We start from the raw sequence: 18,544 nt of genomic DNA on the forward strand, positions 1-18,544 counted from the left end.
GACGCCGCAGCAGCCCACCGATGAGTTCTTCGGCCTCACCGAGCTGCTGAACGACGAGCGCGAGCCCCTGGCGCGCGGCGGGGTGGACCCGCGGGTGCGCCGCCGCCGCCGGCGCATCGGGCTGATCGTCACCGCGATCGTGCTCTTCGTGCTCGTGGCCGTCCCCGGCGGCTACGTGTGGTGGGCGCTGACGGCACCGGTGAGCGCTCCCGTCGTCGAGACGCACGAGCCGCCCGTGACGGTGCCGGCGGCCGCCGCTGTCGCCCTCCCGTCCACCGGCGCGTCGGCGATCGCGGTCGCCGGCGGGGATGAGTACCTCGGGGCCGACGCGAGCGGCATCTGGGCGACGAGCGGCACGGACGAGCCGCGTTCGATCGCGAGCATCACGAAGGTCATCACGGCACTCGTCATCCTCGACCGGCATCCGCTCGCGGATGCCTCGGATCCCGGTCCGACGATCACCTTCAGCAAGGCGGACCACGACCTCTACGACCAGTACTACGTGCGGGGCGCCACGATCGCGGCGATGCCGACGGGCAGCTCGATGTCGCTGCACGACGCGATCGCGACGATGCTCATCCCGTCGGCGAGCAACTACGCGGAGGCCGTCTCGACGTGGGCATTCGGCTCGCAGGGAGCCTTCCGCGGTGCCGCGCAGCGGTGGCTCGCGGCGAACGGGCTCACCGGCACGACGCTCGTCGAGCCCACCGGCCTGGATGCGCGCAACACCAGCACCCCGGCCGACCTCATCGCGCTCGGCAAGATCGCCGCGGCGAATCCCACGATCGCGAGCATCGCCGCGACCCCGTCGCTGTCGCTGCCTGGTCCGGGCCGCATGGCGAACACCAACGACCTCCTCGGGAGCAACGGGATCACCGGCCTCAAGACGGGAAACCTCGGTGAGGGCACGTACAACCTGCTGTTCACCGCATCCGTGCCCGTCGGAACGGCAGAGCCCCTGAGCGTGACCGGAGTGGTGCTCGGGGGCTACACCCGCGCGAACGTCAATCACGACGTCATGGCACTCATCGACAGCATCCGTGCCGGCTTCCACGAGGTGCCGGTGGCCGAGCGCGATCAGCGGGTCGGCACCATCACGACGCCGTGGGGCTCGTCGGCGCAGATCGTCGTCTCCGACTACGTGACGATCTTCACGTGGTCCGACACCCCGATCACCGTAGAGATGACGACGACCACGCCTGAGACCTATACGGACGGTGAAGTGATCGGGACCCTCACGTGGACGGCGGGGCCGAACACCGTGACGTCTCCGATCGAGATCGACGGCGACATCGTCCCGCCGACGGAATCGTGGCGCCTCATGAACCCGGGCGCGCTCGGCGGGGAGTAGGGTCAGCGGGCGGCACGGACCCGGAGCGCGCGAAGGTAGCGGCGGCGGGCGACCGCCTGTGCGAGGAGCAGCACCGGGTACATCACGCGCCAATGCCCGCGACCCGGCCGCGTGAGCGAGCGGATCGTGAGGAGCACCGAGTCGCCGTCTCGGTGCACGACGAAGGCCTCTTCTCCCGTGACCGGGTGGCCGGGGAGCGTCCGGTAAGCGAAGCCCACGCGGTCGCTCGCGTCGACGACGGCGACGACCTCGACGGGCTCGCGCACGGACAGCCCGAACGGGTGCGCCATGATCACCGGCCGGTCGCCCGTCCGAACGGCGGCCGCCGGCGAGACGGTGAAGCCGCTGCGGGTCTTGACGCCCCACCGCAGCACCTCGGTGCTCGCCCAGTCCCAGACGGCCGGTCCGTCGCCGAGGCGAGTCGACGTCTCCCAGCGTCGGAAGCCCTCGGGGTGCTCGCGCCACTGTGCGCTCGCCGGGTTCGTCCAGGACACCCGTTCGCCGTCGGCCACGCCTCGATCCTGCCACCGTCCTGTTCGACGGGGCCTGTCGCCAGGGGAGCCGCGACCCTAGAGTCGGGACCGTGAAGCGAATGTGGCCGTTCCTCGTGCCCGGCGTGATCCTGGGCGCTATCGGGCTGGTGTGGACCCTGCAGGGGGTCGGCGTGCTGCAGGGGTCGTCGATGACCGGGTCCACGCTGTGGGCCACGATCGGTCCGATCGTGCTCGTCATCGGCCTGGCGTTGATCTGGATCGGGATCGCCCGCCGCCGTCGCGCTCGCTGATCGGCAGGAATCGGTCGGCTTGTGGCGACCGGTGCGCCCCAGGGTGACCTATCGTGACCGGGTGACCTCGATCGACATTCAGCGTTGGACGGCCTTCTCCACCGACCCCGCGGGCGGCAATCCCGCGGGCGTCGTGCTGGACGCAGATGGACTCACGGATGCTGCGATGCTCGGCATCGCTGCAGACCTCGGGTACGCCGAAACGGCGTTCGTGACCGCGGCCGGCGACGGAGCCGGGCAGGCGATCCGCTACTTCTCTCCCCACGCCGAGGTGCCGTTCTGCGGCCATGCCACCGTCGCCGCGGCGGCCGCGATCGCCGAGGTCGCGGGCGATGGCCGGATCTCGTTCGAAACGCCGGTCGGAGTCGTCGACATCGTCACCGAATCCGAGGCGGGGGACCGACGGGTGTCGTTCACCAGCGTCTCGCCCGAGACGGCTCCGTTGCCCGCCGATGCTCTGGCCGATGTACTCGCCGCGATCGGTTTGTCAGACGCCGACCTGCACCCGGCGTTTCCGCCCGCGCAGGCGTTCGGCGGTAATTGGCATCCCCTCATCGTGCTCGCCGACCGGGAGCGGTTCGACGCCTTCACGATCGATCCTGCTCGTGCTCGAGCTGTGCTCGACGCGCGAGGCTGGCCGGCGACCATGATCGTTCTGTGGCCCGAAGCCCCGGATACGTGGCACGCTCGCAATGTCTTCCCGGTCGGGCCGATCATCGAGGATCCCGCTACGGGAGCCGCCGCGGCCGCATCCGGGGGTTACCTCCGCGCCACGGGCGCCGTGCGGGCACCCGCGCGCGTCGTGATCCTCCAAGGCAGCCACGTCGGCCGGCCGAGCGAGTTGACGGTGGACATCCCCGCAGAGGGCGGGATCGTCGTCTCAGGATCGGCCGTCCGCATCGGCTGAAGGCTCCTACGACATTCCGCTGAGTCCCGGCTCCACCACCGGCAGCGTCAGCGCCACCACCACGAGGCACAGCAGCACGATGCCCGGAAGATCGAGCCACACCCGTTCGGAGCCAGTGCGCTTCGGACGGGCGCGTGGCCCCGGCATCCCTCGCCATCCCAGAACGAATGCCGCGATCACCAGAGGCAACGGCGTCAGGAGCACAAGGCGCCACGCGGTGTCGGCAGGGAACAGCCCGAGCAGCGCGGCCGCGAGCACCGGACCGAGCACGCCCGCGCGACCGCCGACCGCGGTGTAGGCGGCGAGGGCGCTCAGGCGCGACCTTCCCGTGAAGAGGTCCTGAATCGCGCCCAGAACCTGGGCGCTGATCACGCCGGCCCCGAGGCCCTGCACGAATCGCGCGGCCACGAGCACGGCCATCGTCGGCGCGGCCACCGCGGCGACCCCGCCGACCAGGAAGATCCCCAGACCGACGAGGAACAGCAGCCGCCGCCCGTACACATCACCCAATCGTCCCGAAGGGATGAGCCCGAGCCCGAATGTCAGCGAGAACGAGGCGAGCAGCCACTGCACGCCCGCCGTGGAGCCGCCGAGCGTCGCGCTCACCGCCGGCGCCGCGTACGTATGACGACGGCGTCGAACAGCGTCGCGAAGCCCGCCGCCAGACACGCCCAGAGCGCGGGCCGCGCGCGCGATCGCGGCGCGGAGCCCGCGCTCTGGTCGGTCATGGCTCTCCCGACGTCACGCAGCCGCGAGTTCGCGCGCGCGCCGACCCAGAGGATCGGCATCCGTCCACAGCGTCGTCGGGAACTCCCGGCGGAGCACCGGCGCGACCTCCAGCGCGAAGCGCTCGAGGATCTCGAGCTGGCGCTCGAACGGCACGGTCGTCGGCAGGCTGATGGACTGCAGGTCGTGCCCGAGCCGGCCGTGGAACCGCGCGATCTTGTCGATCACCTGCTGCGGCGTGCCGACGAGGGCGGGACCCTCGGCGACGGCGTGCTCGATGTCGCGGAACGGGGTGTTGTTGCCGGGCACGTTGGTGGCGGCGACGATCGCGTTGTAGACCGGGCCGTACTGCGCGATCGCCTCCTGCGTCGTGTCGGCGATGAACAGCGCCCCCGAGCCTGCGGCGACGAACGCGGCGGCCGGATCATGGCCGTGCCGCGCGTACTCCGAACGGTAGTGGTCGACGAGCACGCCGTAGTTCTCGAGCGGCTGTATGGCGTTCGCGCTGAACAGCGGATCGCCGAAGCGCGCCGCGAGTCCCGCCGAGAACAGCGTCGTCGCAGAGCCGTGCCACACCCGCGGCGCGCCGTCGAACGGCCGCGGCAGCGTCGTGACGCCGGAAAGCGCCCGGGTGAACTCCGTGCCCGGCCACGTGACGTCGTCCTCGCGCCACAGCGTCCGCAGCAGCTCGTACTTCTCCGCGAGCAGCTCCCACTGGTCGTCGATGTCGAGCCCGAACAGCGGAAACTGCGCGACCTCGTTGCCCTTGCCGATCGTGATGTCGAGGCGCCCGCCCGAGAGCTGGTCGATGGTCGCGTAGTCCTCGGCGACGCGCACCGGATCCAGCACCGACAGGACGGTGACACCGGAATTGAGACGGATGCTGCGCGTCCGGGCCGCGATCGCGCCCAGCAGCACCGTCGGCGACGAGGAGATGAAGTGCCCGGCATGACGCTCGCCGATGGCCACAGCATCCAATCCCAGCTCCTCGGCGCGGATCGCCTGCTGGAGCGTCTCGGCGAAGCGCTCGGCCGGCGAGACCTGGCGGCCCGTGATCGGATCGGCGCGATAGGGGACGATGTCGAGCAGCTGGAACCTCATGCGGCCACCCCCGGCGCGACGAGCGCCGCGTTAGAGAGCACGCGTGAAAGCGGCTTCTTCTCGCCGGCCTCGATGCCGATCGGCAGGCGGTTGCCCTCCGGCGGCAGCGGGCACGTCGCGAAATCGGTGTACGCGCAGGGGAGGTTGACCGCGCGGTTGAAGTCGATGGTCGTCCAGCCGTCGGCGTCCGGCGCCTCGATGCCGACGGACCGGTTTGCGGCGTAAGTCGTGATCCCACTCGTCGCGTCGGTGAACAGCACGAGCAGCGAACCAGGCGTCTTGCCCTCGAACGCGGTCAGCGTGAACTCCTCGCCGCGCCAGGAGAACTCGAGCACCCCCGGAGCGTCGTAGACGTGCGTGAGGCCGTCGACGGCGGCGCCGACCTCCGTCGGCCGCGGGGCGTCGAACGGGCGAAAGCGCGCCGAGACGCGCCAGCGCGGGTTCGGCACGTACGTGGGAGTGCCCGGGTACTCCGCGAGGAACGGGTGGTCGGCGCGACGAGGGCGCAGGATCGTGTGCCCGCCGCGGATCGCGATCTCGACAGCGCCGGCCACCTCGCCATCCGTGAAGGTGGGTGTGACGCTGCCTCGTTCGGCGATCTCGCCGAACGCGTGCGTGCCGGTGATCGTCTCGCCGTCGAGCGTCAGGCTCTCCCCCTCGGCGAGTTCGACGACGACCCCGTCGGTGCCGAGATGCCACGTGCCGGGCGCCCCGGGGAGGGTGATCGGGTCGCTGCCGAGCCAGTGCAGGCCCGTGATCGCGAAGAAGCCGAGGGAGTCGGCGCGCCGCGTCTCGTGCGTGCGGTGCCACTCCTCCCACTCGCGCCCGAACTGGGCGCGGTCGACGTCGGTGTTGCGCGTGGTGGTCATGGGTTCCTCCTGGTGGGTGGATGGAAGGGATGCCGTGTGCCTGTCCGCGGTGCGTTCACAGACTTCGCAGTGACGCGCGGATCTCGCAGAGATTCCGCAGTTGTGTGCGAGGACGCTGCGGAACTGCGAAGTCTGTGGGGTCGGGTCGCCTGCCGCGAGAGCGTGCCCGCACGTTCACGCGGTCACCCCTCCCGCGAGCACAGGCGCCGACAGGGTCGAGCCCGGGATCGCGTCGATGAGCCGGCGCGTGTAGTCCTCGCGCGGCGCGCTCAGCACCTGCGCGGTCGCACCCTGCTCGACGATGCGGCCGCGCTGCATGACCGCGACGCGGTCCGAGATCTCGCGCACCACCGCCAGGTCGTGGCTGATGAACAGGTACGACACCCCGACATCGCGCTGGACGGCTGCCAGCAGCTCGAGGATCTGCGCCTGCACCGACACGTCGAGCGCCGACACCGCCTCGTCGAGCACGACGAGGTCGGGCTCGAGGGCGAGGGCGCGCGCGATGGCGACCCGCTGGCGCTGGCCGCCCGACAGCTCCGCCGGTCGCCGCAAGGCGGTGGCCGCGGGCAGCGCGACCTGGTCGATGAGCGCGCGCACGCGGCTCGCACGTTCGGCCTTGTCGACGCCGAACGCCCGCAGCGGCTCGTCGATCACGTCGGCGATCGTGAACCGGGGGTCGAGCGAGGCGAACGGGCTCTGATAGACGAGCTGGAACCTCCGCCGCAGGGCGCGGAGCTCCTCGCGGCTCGCGGCGACGAGGTCGTTGCCGTCGAAGCGGATGCTGCCGGCCGTCGGCTTCTCGAGCCGCAGCGCGAGCCGTGCCGTCGTGCTCTTGCCCGACCCGGACTCCCCGACGATCGCGAGCGTCTCGCCCCGGTCCACGCGGAACGACACGTCGTCGACCGCGACGAGCTTCGCGCGCCCGGGGAGCGCGAACTCCTTGCGCAGACCCGTGACCTCCAGGAGCGGCGGGGTCGCGGCATCCGTCTCGGCCCGTTCCGGTCTCTCCGTCACGCGCGCGGTGCCGCCGCGGAGCCCCGGTGCCGCGGCGATGAGCGCGCGGGTGTACGGATGCTGCGGATCCTCGAGCACCTGGCGCGCCGGCCCCGTCTCGACGATGCCGCCGTTCTGCATCACGATGATGCGGTCGGCGCGGTCGGCGGCGACGCCGAGGTCGTGCGTGATGAGCAGCACCGCGGTGCCGAGCGTCGAGGCGAGCGTGTCGATGTGGTCGAGGATCTGCTTCTGCACGGTGACGTCGAGGGCGCTGGTGGGCTCGTCGGCGATCACGAGCTTCGGCTCGGCGGCCAGCGCCGTGGCGATGAGCGCGCGCTGCTTCATCCCGCCCGAGAACTGGTGCGGGAACTGCTTGGCGCGCGCCTCCGGCTCGCCGATGCCGGCGAGGCGCAGCAGCTCGACGGCCTGCGCATCGGCGCTGCGGCGGGTCGCGAGCCCGTGGATCACGAGGGGCTCGCCGACCTGGCGGCCGACGCGCTTGACGGGGTTGAGGCTGGTCGTCGGGTCCTGCGGGATGAGCCCGATCGCGCGGCCGCGCACCTCGCGCCAGGCACGCCGCGAGAGTCCGGTGAGATCGGTGCCGTCGAAGCCGATCGAGCCGGCGTCGACGGATGCGTTGGAGGCGAGGAGGTGGATCACCGCGTGCGCGGTCGTGCTCTTGCCCGACCCGGACTCGCCCACGATCGCGACGACCTCACCGCGGTCGACGGTGAAGCTCACGTCGCGGACGGCCGGGTGCGACTCGCCGCCCACCGTGTACGAGACGGACAGGTTCGAGACTTCGAGGAGCGCGGTCATCGGATTCCTCCGTTGCGCTCGAGAGCGCGCGAGATGCGGTTGGCCGACAGCACGACGGCGACGATCACGAGGCCGGGGAAGGTCGTGAGCCACCAGGCCACGGCGAGGTAGTCGCGGCCGCCCGCCACGAGCGAGCCCCACTCCGGGGTGGGCGGCGGCGCGCCGAAGCCGAGGAACGACAGGGACGAGATAGCGAGCACCATGACGCCGAACTCGAGGGCGGCCAGGGCGATCACCGGGCCCGACGCGTTGGGCAGCACGTGCCGGCGCAGCACCGTGTACCAGCGCACGCCCGAGACGTGCGCGGCCTCGACGTACACCGCGGTCGCGATCTGCAGCACCTCGGCGCGCATCACGCGGGAGAAGGATGCGACGCTCGCGAGTCCCACCGCGACCGCGACGTTGAGCGTGCCGAAGCCCAGCGCCGTGATGAGCGCGAGCGACAGGAGCAGGCTCGGGATCGCGAGCAGCACGTCCATGAAGCGCATGATGGCGTCGTCCACGACACCGCGGAGGAAGCCGGCCAGCAGGCCGAACAGCGACCCGACGGCGAGGCCGACGATGACGGCGACCGAGGTGGCGGCGAGCGACGTCGCCGATCCGTAGACGACGCGGGCGTAAAGGTCGCGGCCGAGGTTGTCTGTGCCGAAGAGATGCTCGGGGCTCGGCGGGAGCAGGCGATCCTGCGGGACGCCGACGATCGGGTCCCACGCCGTGAACCATGACGGCGCGAGGGCCCACAGCGTCACCAGCGCGAGCACGAGGATCGATGCGACGAGGGTGGGCTGCTTCAGCACCGCGACGACCGGCGTGAGCGCGGAGCGGCGGGACGCGGCATCCGTCCGCTCTTGATCCAGGGCGGCGGCGTGCGGGCCGCCCGACGGATCGGCGTCGGGGTCGACGATCGACTCGAGGTACGGGTCGTGCGGCTCGAGGGTGCGCGCGGGCGGGGAGAGCACGTTCTCGACGGTCATGGCGGCTCCTGTCAGGCTGCGACGAACGCCGTGCGGGCGAGCGTGATGCGGCGGTCGATGAGGGGGTAGACGAGGTCGACGACGAGATTCGCGACCACGAAGACGAGGGCCGCGAAGACGACCACGGTCTGCACGACGGGCACGTCGCGGTTGTTGACTGCGGTGACGACGAGGCGGCCGATGCCGAGGCGCGAGAACACGGTCTCGGTGACGACGGCGCCCGAGAGCAGGCCGCCGATGAGAACGCCTACCATCGTGAGGGACGGGATCGCCGCGTTGCGGAACGCGTGGCCGAGTTGCACGCGGCGCTCGCTCGCTCCCTTCGCGCGGACGATCTCGACGTAGGGCTGGGCGAGCGTCGAGCGGAGGCTGCGCGACAGCAGCTGCGCGATGAAGGCGCCCGAGGGGATCGCGATCGTGATGGCCGGCAGCACGAGGCTCTCGAAGCCCTCGTTGCCCATCGACGGGAACAGTCGCAGGCGGAAGGAGAACGCCTGCAGCAGCAGGAGGCCGATCCAGAACACCGGGATCGAGACGCCCAGCGGCGGCAGCGACGACAGCAGGTTGCGCAGCCATTGCGCACGGGCGAGCGACGCCGAGAGGGCGAGGACGACGCCGAACACGACCGACAGGACGAACGCGAACGCGGTCAGCGCGAGCGTCGGAGGGAGCGATTCGAGGAGGAGATCGGATGCCGGGCGCCCGGTCTGCGTCGAGACGCCGAAGTCTCCGGTCAGCGCCTTGCCCAGGGCCACGAGGTACTGCTCGTACAGCGGGCGGTCGAGCCCGAGCTCGCTGCGCAGCCGCGCCACGAGCTCGGGATCGATGGCCTCCTGGTCACCGCCGCCCGCGAACAGCGTCGCCGCGTCGCCCGGCAGGAGGTACAGGATGAGGAACGAGATCGTGTACGCGGCCCACAGGACCACGAGGCCCTGTCCGATCCTCCGGGCGATGTATCTGCCCCACATGATCTCGCTCCTCATCCCTTTCGTCGTGCGATCGGCCGCGCGGGCTTACTCGGCGATCCACGCGTCGTAGAAGTCCAGGCGGCTGGACGCCTCGAACGTCAGCCCCTGCACCTTGGACGCGGCGGTGATGGTGGTCGACAGCTGGTAGATCGGGATCGAGTACCCGCCCGTGATCAGAAGCTCCGCCGCCTCGTCCACGACCTTCTGGCGCTCGGCCGGGTCGATGATCGCGGCCTGCTCATCGAGAAGCTCGTCGATCTCGGCGGGCTCGGCGCGCTTCGTGGCGTTGTTGGTGCCGCTGACCGAGAAGACCGTGCGCAGCACGTCGGGGTCGGCGCGCGTCAGGTTGCCGTACGAGAAGTCGTAGGTGCCGTCGGCGTTGGCGGCCTGCACGTCGGCGATGCTCGCGAAGGTGAGCTGCAGGTCGACGCCGATCTGGCGCAGCTGCTGCTGCACGAGCTCGAGAACCTCCTTGGGCGACTGCCAGTAGGTGACGTGGAAGCTGAGCTTCTCGCCGTCCTTCTCGCGGATGCCGTCTTCGCCCTCGGTCCAGCCGGATTCCTCCAGCAGGTCGGTGGCGGCCTCGGGGTCGTACTCGAGCACGTCGCTCAGGTCGGTGAAGTACGGGGTCGACGAGGCGAGCGGCGACACGGCGGGCACGTCGTCGGGGCCGAGCAGAGTCGACGTGATCTGCTCGCGGTCGATCCCCTTCTGGATCGCGAGGCGCACGTTCTCGTCGGCGAGCTTCTCGGTCGACTGGTTCGCGTAGAGGTTGTAGACCGAGCCGGGGTTGGCGCGGTTGAGGCTCCAGAAGTCGTCGGAATCGAACAGCACGGCGTCGGCCGTCGCGATGCCGGTGGTCGCGTCGATCTGGCCCGACTGCAGACTGCCGGTGCGGTTGCCCGACTCGGGCACGACCTTGTACGTGATGGTGTCCAGGTAGGCCTCACCGGTGTGGCCGGCGGTCGACGGACCCCACTCGTAGCCCTCGCGACGCTCGAGCACGGCGCCCTCGTTGGGCGTGTAGCTCTGCACCGAGAACGGCCCCGAGCCGACGAGGTCGCCGAGGCAGCGGTCGGCCTGGCTCACCGCCGCGGTGGCCGGTGAGAGGAGGCCGAGCGTGAAGGTCGACGTCGCCTGCAGGAACTGCGCGTTGGGCTGCGAGAAGTTGATGGTGACGGTCTGATCGCCGACGACATCGATGCTCTCCAGGTCGGCGAGGTACGACGAGCCGAGCGTCGCCTTGGCGCCCAGCGCCTGGATCGCTTCGAAGTTGGTCTTGACGGATGCCGCGTCGATGGGCTCCCCGTCGGCGTAGGTGGGGCCGTCCTGGAGGGTGAAGGTGAAGCTGGTGGCGTCGTCGTTCACCTCGTAGTCGGTGGCGAGCCACGGCAGGATCTCGCCGGACTCGGGGTCCTGGACGGTGAGGGAGGCGACGGTCTGGCGCGCGATGGCGATCGCGTCGTTGTTGCCGACCTGCTGCGGGTCGATGCACTGGCTGTCGACCGAGATCGCGAAGGTCAGGTTGCCGCCCGTGACGGGCTCCGCCTCGGCGGATGCGGTGGGCGCGGCGTCGCCGGCGCCGGTCGCGCACGCGGTGAGCGCGAGCGCGACGACGCCGATCGCCGCGAGAGCGGCGGTGCGGGGTCGGGTGAACGACATGGTGTCTCCAGAAGCTGTGTCGGGCGAGCCCCGCGGCGTGCCGGGCTCGTGCCCTCAGCGTCTCGGAGAGGTCGTGCCAGACTCGACCGGCCGTGTCACGCGGCGTGAACGACGGTTGCGCGCGGTCATGCGCCGTCACGCGGCGTCACACAGATCGCGGGGCTACCGCCCGACGGGCACCGCGAGGGCGAGGCGGGCAGCGATGGCGCCGGCGACCACGTCGGTCTGGCGCAGCGACAGCGAGTTCGCCGCGGGACGCGTGAATGCGCCGGCTTCGGTCTGCGATGTGAAGGGCCCGATCGCGAACAGGGAGTCGTGCGCCGAGCCGTCGGGGCGCAGCACGCGGCCCTCGTCGCTGACCCGCACGCGGCCGAGCGAGCCGCTGAACTCGGCGTCGGTCACGTGCAGCTCCCCGCCGTGCACGGTCGCGAGCTCCCGCAGTGCGACGTTCGTGCTGAGGGCGGCGTCGGCCGCGGGGAGCCACGCGTCGACGAGAGCACCGGCGACCGTCTCGCCGGGCACGCGGGGACTGGATGCCGTGAACCCGCGTTCGCTCACCTCCACCTCGACCTCGGGGCCGAGGAAGCGCACGACTCCGGCGTCGGCGAGGGCGAGCAGCTCCTCGAGCCGGTGCGGCGGGGGACCGCTGGCGAGGTAGCTGAAGAAGGTGTGCCACCGGACGGGCAGCGTGTACGCGCGGGAGCGGGCGGTGAAGCGCTCCTTGGGAATCTCCGAGAGCGCCATGAACGACAGCAGCGCCGCCATGAAGACGCCCTGCGCGGGACTGCGCTCCTGCGTCGTGCGCATCTCGAGGTCGTCGACGATGTGCGCCCGCACCCGGCGCTGCACGTCATCGGCATCCGCGAATTCCAGGTCGGCGAACGGGCGGTCGAACGCGGCCACGTCGAACCGGTCGAGCGGGTCGGGCACGACGGCGGCGATCGCGTCGCGGAGGGCGGGCTCGTCCCATGCATGGTCGCGCAGCACCGGACGGAACTCGTCCCATGTGGTCGCGACCCGGTCGGGGTGCCCGGTGAAGAGCTCGCGGTAGTGTCCGTGCAGCAGTTCAGCGGCGATCAGCGGCCAGACGTCCCGGTCGAAGTCGATCGGGCGGCCGCCGTCGACGAGTGCGGCGATGACGTCGGGCGTGAGCACCTCGCGCTGCGGCACGGTCCCCTGCAGCCTCGAGGTGACCTTGGAGCGATAGGGCACCCCGCGGCGCGAGCCGAGGTGCAGACGGGGCTCTCGCCCCGACGGCAGATACCGGAGCACGCCGTCGGCCGCGCGGTCGAAGCGTCCGCCGCGACCCTGGGTGAGCAGCACCACGAGGTCGACCGCCGCGAGGCCCATTCCGCGCACGAGCACGTCCGCGCCCGGAGCCAGTCCCGCGAGGTCGGCATCCGCGGTGAACGCCGGGCCCACGTACACGAGTCCCTCCCGCGCGGCGGCAGCGGCGAGTTCCGCGGTCGCCGGATCGGGGTCGCGCTCGGTGTGCCCCAGACAGTAGGCGACAGCATCCGCCTGAATCGCGCGGCCGCTCTCGAGCGAGACGGTGTGCCTCCCGTCGTTCCCAGACCGCACCGACGTCACCGTGTCGACATGGAGCCGGATGCGCACGCCTTCGGGCGCGCTCGCCCTGGTGCGGCGGAAGAACCAGTCGAGGTAGTGGCTGTGCAGGCGCCGCGTCGGAAAGCCCTCCGGCCCGAGCGCGCGGGCCTCGGCAGCCGACAGCTCATCGAGGTCGACGTCGGCGAGCTCGCCCGCGCGCCAGAGCTCCAGCCATTCGCTGAGCGACGGACCCGGACGCACGGGGCCGTCGATCGTGCAGCTGTCGTCGGTGAACACCGTGACGTCACGGGCCATCGAGTTGAGCTTCAGCAGCGGCGACTGCGCATGGCGCCAGATGCGGCCGGCACCGGGGGGATGCGGGTCGACGAGGTCGATGTCGAGCAGCGTCGACGCGTCCGCGCGCGCCAGCACGCGTTCGAGGAGCATGATCGCCCGGGGGCCGGCTCCGACGAACAGCAGGCGCGCGCGGCCCGTCATCGTGCGGCGAGTGCCGGTGCCGACTGTGCCGGGACCGTCTGGGTCGCCGGGAGGTCGAGCAGGTCGCGCAGCGTCGCGCCCTCCTCGTACGACTGCCGGTACGAGCCGCGCTCCTGCAGCAGCGGCACGACACGCTCGGCGAATTCGTCGAGCCCGTGCGGCGTCAGGTGCCCGACGACGGTGAAGCCGTCGGTCGCGCGCTCCTGCACGTAGCGGTCGATCTCCCCGGCGATGTGGTCCGGCGTCCCGACGAACGTCGGTGTGGCCGTGAGTCGGATGACGGTCTCACGGATGCTGAGTCCCTCGGTCTCCGAGAGCGCCCGCAGCTTCGCGATCCGGGCGCGCACCGCGGCGTGCCGGTTGGCCCAGCCCCGTGCGGTCTCGGAACCGGTGTCGGGGTCGACCTCGGGGAGCGGGCCGTCGGGGTCGTAGCCCGAGAGGTCGCGGCCCCACACCTGCTCGACGTACGTGAGCGCGACCTCGGGCCGCACCTGCTGCAGCGCCACCTCGCGGGCGCGCTCGCGGGCCTCGGCGTCGGTGTCGCCGATGGAGAAGGTCACCGCGGGCAGGATCTTGAGCGAGTCCTCCTCGCGGCCGTACTGGGCCAGGCGCCCCTTGACGTCGTCGTAGAACGCGCGCGCATCCTCGAACTCCTGGTGCAGCGAGAAGATCACCTCGGCGTGCTCCGCGCCGAACGCGCGGCCGTCGGCCGAGTCGCCGGCCTGCACGATCACCGGGCGTCCCTGGGGGGATCGGGGCACGTCGAACAGCGCGTCGACGTCGAACTGCGGGCCGCTGTGTCGGACGGGCACGGGAACGCCGTCGTCGAGGAACACGCCGGACGCGGCATCCGCTCGCACACCGCCGCCGGGCCACGAGTCCCACAGCTGCTTCGCGAGCGCCGCGAACTCGCGCGCGCGCTCGTAGCGGTCGGCGTGGTCGAGGAAGCCGCCGCGACGGAAGTTCGCGCCGTGGAAGGCGTCGGAGCTCGTCACGGCGTTCCACCCCGCGCGGCCGCCCGACAGGTGGTCGAGGGTCGCGAGCTGGCGAGCGAGCTCGTAGGGCTCGTTGAACGTCGTGTTGAGCGTGCCGACGACACCCACGTGCTCGGTGACGGCGGCGACCGCGGCGAGGATCGACAGGGTGTTCGGCCGTCCCAGCACGTCGAGCTCGTGTATGCGACCCTTGTGCTCGCGCAGCCGCAGGCCCTCGGCGAGGAAGACGTAGTCGAACAGCCCGCGCTCGGCGGTCGCGGCGAAGTGCTCGAACGATGAGAAGTCGATCTGGCTGCCCGCCGTCGGGTCGGTCCAGACGGTGGTGCTGTTGACGCCGGGGAAATGCGCGGCGAGGTGGATCTGGCGGGGACGGCTCACAGCGAGACCTTCTCTCGGACGTAGCGGCTCTCGGGGCGTGCGAGGTCGAGACGGGCGCGGAGGGACCGGCCACCGTCATCGGCCCGGAGGGTGCCGGTGGAGCGCAGGAGCGGCACGACCTGCTCGGCGATCGCGGCGACGTCGGCCGGCTGGCGCGCGGGGCGCAGGCGCACACCGTCGACGCCCGCGGCGGCGAGCTCGCGAACAGCGTCGGCGACGTCGGCGGGTGTGCCGACGACGACGCGTGCGTCTGACGCGAGCGGCGCACCGTCCCACTCGTCCAGGCGCGCGAGGGCGTCCCGCGCTGCCGACTCGGAGTCTTCGATCAGCACGAGCAGATCGGCGAAGACCCGCAGACGCTCGCCGGCATCGCGCAGTTCGTCGGCGGCAGCATCCAGCTCCGACAGGATCGCGGGCAAGGCGAGACCGGGAACTTCCGCCCCGTCGTGGGGCGTGATGAACACGACGTCGGCGCGCTCTGCCGCCAGGCGATAGGGAACGGTCTGATGCGCAAGGACCGTGATCAGCGGCCGGCCCTGCGGAGACCGCGGCACGATCGAGGCGCCGGTGATCGAGAAGAACTCGCCCTCGAACTCGATGTTGTGGACACGGTCGGCGTCGAGGAATCGGCCGGCGGCGACATCGCGGATGATGGCGTCGTCCTGCCACGAGTCCCACAGGCGCGACAGCACATCGGCGAACTCGCCCGCCTCGCGGAATGCCGCGAGGATCTCGGGGGAGTCCTCGACGCGACCCGACGCGGGAATGGCGTCGACCCCGGTTGCGCGACGGCCGAAGTTGGCGCGCTCGGCGGTCGAAGCGCCTGCGACCAGGCGAACGCCGGCGCGGCCTCGGCTGGCGAAGTCGAGCGTCTGGATGCCGGTGGCGACATGGAAGGGCTCGGGGTGTGCGGTCGTGACGGTGGGCACCAGGCCGATGCGGCGCGTCAGCGGCGCGACGTACGACGCGATGAGCACCGCGTCCAGACGGCCCCGCACGCGGTCACGTCGCAGGCCCTCGACCGGCTCGAAGCGGTCGGGGAGCGAGAGGGCGTCCTCGATCGTCGCGAGCGCGATGCCGGCGTCGTCGGCCGTGCGCAGCAGATCGCGCCAGTAGCGCGCCGTCGTCAGCTCGTGCGGACGGGCGGTGGCCTCCCGCCACGCGGCGGGGTGCCATCCGGCCCGTTCGAGGGCGATGGCGAGGTGAACCTGATCGGTCACGGGAGCTGTCCTTTCTAGCCCCGCACGCGACCTGCGTCGCGTGCGGCCTCGTCGCACGAGGCGATCCGCTCCTCACGATTCCCGCGGCGCCGTATGTGCGTCCAACGCGGGATGTCATGGGAGGACTCACGGCGCCAGAAGGCGTAACGGAGCATCCCGATAGGATGGGGTGTAACCGTCCGATAACGGGGGAGTAGCCCATGCCAGGCATCGTGATCGTCGGAGTCCAGTGGGGAGACGAGGGCAAGGGCAAGGCCACCGATCTCCTCGGTGAGCGCACCGACTGGGTGGTCAAGTTCAACGGCGGCAACAACGCCGGCCACACGGTCGTCATCGGCGATGAGAAGTACGCGCTGCATCTGCTGCCCTCCGGCATCCTCTCTCCCGGCGTGAACGCGGTCATCGGCAACGGCGTGGTCATCGACCTCGAGGTGCTCTTCGCCGAGCTCGAGGCACTGCACGCGCGCGGTCTCGACACCTCGCGCCTGCGGGTGAGCGCGAACGCGCACATCATCACGCAGTACCACCGCACGCTCGACAAGGTCACCGAGCGCTTCCTCGGCAAGCGCATGATCGGCACCACCGGCCGGGGCATCGGCCCGGCCTACGCCGACAAGATCAACCGCGTCGGCATCCGCGTGCAGGACCTCTTCGACGAGAACATCCTGCGCCAGAAGGTCGAGGGCGCGCTCGACCAGAAGAACCACCTGCTGGTGAAGGTCTTCAACCGCCGCGCGATCACGTGCGACGAGATCGTCGACGACCTGCTGTCGTACGCCGAGCGCCTGCGCCCGATGGTCGCCGACACGTCGCTGCTGCTCAACGACGCGCTCGACGCCGGCGACGTCGTCGTGTTCGAGGGCGGTCAGGCGACCATGCTCGACGTCGACCACGGCACGTACCCGTTCGTGACGTCGTCGTCCGCGACGGCCGGCGGCGCGGCGACCGGCTCGGGCGTCGGCCCGAACCGCCTCGACCGCATCGTCGGCATCGTGAAGGCCTACACGACGCGTGTCGGCTCGGGCCCGTTCCCGACCGAGCTGTTCGACGAGAACGGCGACTTCCTGCGCTCGCGCGGCTTCGAGTTCGGCACCACCACCGGCCGCCCGCGCCGCGTCGGCTGGTACGACGCGCCCATCACCCGCTACGCGACGCGCATCAACGGCATCACCGACCTCGTGCTGACCAAGCTCGACATCCTCACCGGCCTCGACCAGATTCCGGTGTGCGTGGCGTACGAGGTCGAGGGCGAGCGGTTCGACGAGGTGCCGGTGAACCAGTCGGACTTCCACCACGCCAAGCCGATCCTCGAGTACTTCCCCGGCTGGAAGCACGACATCTCGGGGGCCCGCACGTTCGACGAGCTCCCCCGCGAGGCGCAGGAGTACGTCCTCGCCCTCGAGGCGATGAGCGGCACCCGCATCTCGGTGATCGGCGTGGGCGCGGCCCGCGACGCCGTGATCGTGCGCCACGATCTTGTCGACTGAGCTCTCTCACCCGGTTGAGCGAGCGAAGCGAGTCGAAACGCCCTGAGCCCCCCGGAGGGTCATGAAGTTCTGGCTGGGCGGGTACACCGCCGACATGGGCGGCAGCGCGTCCGGATTCGGGATGCTGCTCGCCGGCGCCGCAGACGACGCCTCGGCGGGCGGCGCGCTGGCGTATGCCGGCGAGGTCGCGACGACCGACTCGCCGTCGTGGCTCGCGCCGCACCCGGGCTCGTTGACGGTCGCCCCGGGTGACGTCGTCTACGCGGCGCTCGAGCAGCGGGCGCAGGTACAGGCCTTCCGCCGCACCGGAGAGTCGACGTTCGCCCCGCTCGGTGCGCCCGTCGCGGCCGGCGAGGCCGTGTGCCACGTGGCCGTGTCGCCCGACGGCCGCTTCCTCGTCGCGAGCTGCTGGGGTGACGGACGCGTGGTCCGGGTCGAGCTGGATGCCGCGGGCCGCCCCTCGTCGCCGGTGATCGCTCCCGCGGCGGTCGATCCGTACGGGCCCGCCGGTGCGCCGGAACACGCGGGCGACATCGACCTCGCCGCGGCCGCCCGGGCGCTGCGTGAGGCCGCCGGCGAGGAGTACGCGCACCTCGTGCCCGACCATGATCGCGACGCCCCCGCCGCAGCCGCCGAAGGCGGGGCCGAGGCATCCGTCTCCCGTCCCTCGCGGGCGCACGAGGCGGTCTTCCTGCCGGGCGGACTCATCGCGACGACCGATCTGGGCTACGACGTCGTGCGACTCTGGCGTGACGGTGCGCACGGACTGCGGCAGGTGCAGCAGGTCGCACTGCCGCAGGGCAGCGGGCCGCGGCACATGGTGTGGCACCCGAGCGGGCACCTGTACGTCGTGACCGAGTTCTCGTGCGAGCTGTTCGTGCTCGCGCCCGCGGCCGACGGCACCTGGAACCTCGTCGGGGGCACGCCGCTCGGCGCGGGGAGCCTTCCGGGCGACAGCGCCGCCGAGCTCGCGGCATCGCGCGACGGGGAGTTCCTGTACGCCGGAGTTCGCGGCAGCAACACGGTCGCGACCCTGCGCGTGCGCGGCGCGGGCGAGTACGTCGAGCCGGTCGCCCTCGTCGACGCCGGGGTGGACTGGCCGCGGCACCACGTGGTGGTGCGTGACATCCTGCTCGTCGCCGGTCAGCTGTCGAACGAGGTCGCCTCGCTCACGCTCGACGTGCGCACGGGTGTGCCCGGTCGCGTACGGCACCGCACCGACGCCCCGTCGCCGACCTGCCTGCTCCCCGTGCGCTGA

At 71.5% G+C, this 18,544-nt stretch carries 16 protein-coding genes; 5 read left to right on the forward strand and 11 right to left on the reverse strand.

The annotated features are described in order from the left end of the window. The first annotated feature begins 94 nt into the window (after positions 1–94). Entirely contained in the window at positions 95–1,351 is a 1,257-nt protein-coding gene (locus tag JNB61_RS07545; protein ID WP_308291219.1) for a D-alanyl-D-alanine carboxypeptidase family protein, read from the forward strand. A gap of 2 nt (positions 1,352–1,353) precedes the next feature. Here the strand turns inward: JNB61_RS07545 and JNB61_RS07550 are convergent, their stop codons facing one another. Continuing rightward, entirely contained in the window at positions 1,354–1,863 is a 510-nt protein-coding gene (locus JNB61_RS07550; protein WP_308291220.1) for a DUF1990 family protein, read from the reverse strand. A gap of 80 nt (positions 1,864–1,943) precedes the next feature. Here JNB61_RS07550 and JNB61_RS07555 point away from each other — a divergent pair, with 80 nt between their 5' ends. Both JNB61_RS07555 and JNB61_RS07560 read left to right on the forward strand, forming a co-directional pair. Continuing rightward, entirely contained in the window at positions 1,944–2,135 is a 192-nt protein-coding gene (locus JNB61_RS07555) for a hypothetical protein (RefSeq protein ID WP_220289073.1), read from the forward strand. Between the two features lie 61 nt (positions 2,136–2,196). Continuing rightward, on the forward strand, positions 2,197–3,042 hold the full coding sequence (locus tag JNB61_RS07560; protein ID WP_220339227.1) for a PhzF family phenazine biosynthesis protein: 846 nt from the start codon (positions 2,197–2,199) through the stop codon (positions 3,040–3,042). Between the two features lie 6 nt (positions 3,043–3,048). Here JNB61_RS07560 and JNB61_RS07565 read toward each other — a convergent pair whose 3' ends face one another. From JNB61_RS07565 to JNB61_RS07610, 10 genes are all read right to left on the reverse strand, one after another. Beyond that, positions 3,049–3,648: an MFS transporter gene (locus JNB61_RS07565; protein WP_220339228.1), complete on the reverse strand. Its 600-nt coding sequence runs from the start codon at positions 3,646–3,648 to the stop codon at positions 3,049–3,051. A 135-nt stretch (positions 3,649–3,783) separates the two neighbouring features. Further along, complete coding sequence (locus JNB61_RS07570) at positions 3,784–4,869, reverse strand: LLM class flavin-dependent oxidoreductase (protein WP_220339229.1); 1,086 nt, start codon at positions 4,867–4,869, stop codon at positions 3,784–3,786. Beyond that, positions 4,866–5,738, reverse strand: coding sequence for a DUF1684 domain-containing protein (locus tag JNB61_RS07575; protein WP_220339230.1), 873 nt, complete (start codon positions 5,736–5,738; stop codon positions 4,866–4,868). The genes JNB61_RS07570 and JNB61_RS07575 overlap by 4 nt, the downstream gene beginning before the upstream one ends. A gap of 174 nt (positions 5,739–5,912) precedes the next feature. After that, on the reverse strand, positions 5,913–7,556 hold the full coding sequence (locus tag JNB61_RS07580; protein ID WP_220339231.1) for a dipeptide ABC transporter ATP-binding protein: 1,644 nt from the start codon (positions 7,554–7,556) through the stop codon (positions 5,913–5,915). Further along, complete coding sequence (locus tag JNB61_RS07585; RefSeq protein ID WP_220339232.1) at positions 7,553–8,530, reverse strand: ABC transporter permease; 978 nt, start codon at positions 8,528–8,530, stop codon at positions 7,553–7,555. Before JNB61_RS07585 ends, JNB61_RS07580 begins: the two co-directional genes overlap by 4 nt. 11 nt (positions 8,531–8,541) lie before the next feature. Then, complete coding sequence (locus tag JNB61_RS07590) at positions 8,542–9,498, reverse strand: ABC transporter permease (RefSeq protein WP_220339233.1); 957 nt, start codon at positions 9,496–9,498, stop codon at positions 8,542–8,544. Between the two features lie 45 nt (positions 9,499–9,543). Continuing rightward, the gene (locus JNB61_RS07595; RefSeq protein WP_220339234.1) at positions 9,544–11,160 is read right to left on the reverse strand and encodes an ABC transporter substrate-binding protein; all 1,617 of its coding nucleotides are present in this window, start codon (positions 11,158–11,160) and stop codon (positions 9,544–9,546) included. Positions 11,161–11,322: 162 nt separating this feature from the next. Beyond that, positions 11,323–13,206, reverse strand: coding sequence for an FAD/NAD(P)-binding protein (locus JNB61_RS07600; protein ID WP_220339235.1), 1,884 nt, complete (start codon positions 13,204–13,206; stop codon positions 11,323–11,325). Next, on the reverse strand, positions 13,203–14,579 hold the full coding sequence (locus tag JNB61_RS07605) for an NtaA/DmoA family FMN-dependent monooxygenase (protein ID WP_220339236.1): 1,377 nt from the start codon (positions 14,577–14,579) through the stop codon (positions 13,203–13,205). Before JNB61_RS07605 ends, JNB61_RS07600 begins: the two co-directional genes overlap by 4 nt. Next, on the reverse strand, positions 14,576–15,799 hold the full coding sequence (locus JNB61_RS07610) for an LLM class flavin-dependent oxidoreductase (RefSeq protein WP_220339237.1): 1,224 nt from the start codon (positions 15,797–15,799) through the stop codon (positions 14,576–14,578). Before JNB61_RS07610 ends, JNB61_RS07605 begins: the two co-directional genes overlap by 4 nt. Before the next feature lie 200 nt (positions 15,800–15,999). Between JNB61_RS07610 and JNB61_RS07615 the strand changes: the two genes are divergently transcribed. Then, a complete protein-coding gene (locus JNB61_RS07615; protein ID WP_220339238.1) occupies positions 16,000–17,286 on the forward strand; it encodes an adenylosuccinate synthase in 1,287 nt (428 codons plus the stop codon). A 61-nt stretch (positions 17,287–17,347) separates the two neighbouring features. Next, positions 17,348–18,544, forward strand: coding sequence for a lactonase family protein (locus JNB61_RS07620; protein WP_220339239.1), 1,197 nt, complete (start codon positions 17,348–17,350; stop codon positions 18,542–18,544).

Source organism: Microbacterium ureisolvens (genome assembly GCF_019511645.1).
In the GTDB taxonomy this organism is placed as follows: domain Bacteria; phylum Actinomycetota; class Actinomycetes; order Actinomycetales; family Microbacteriaceae; genus Microbacterium; species Microbacterium ureisolvens_A.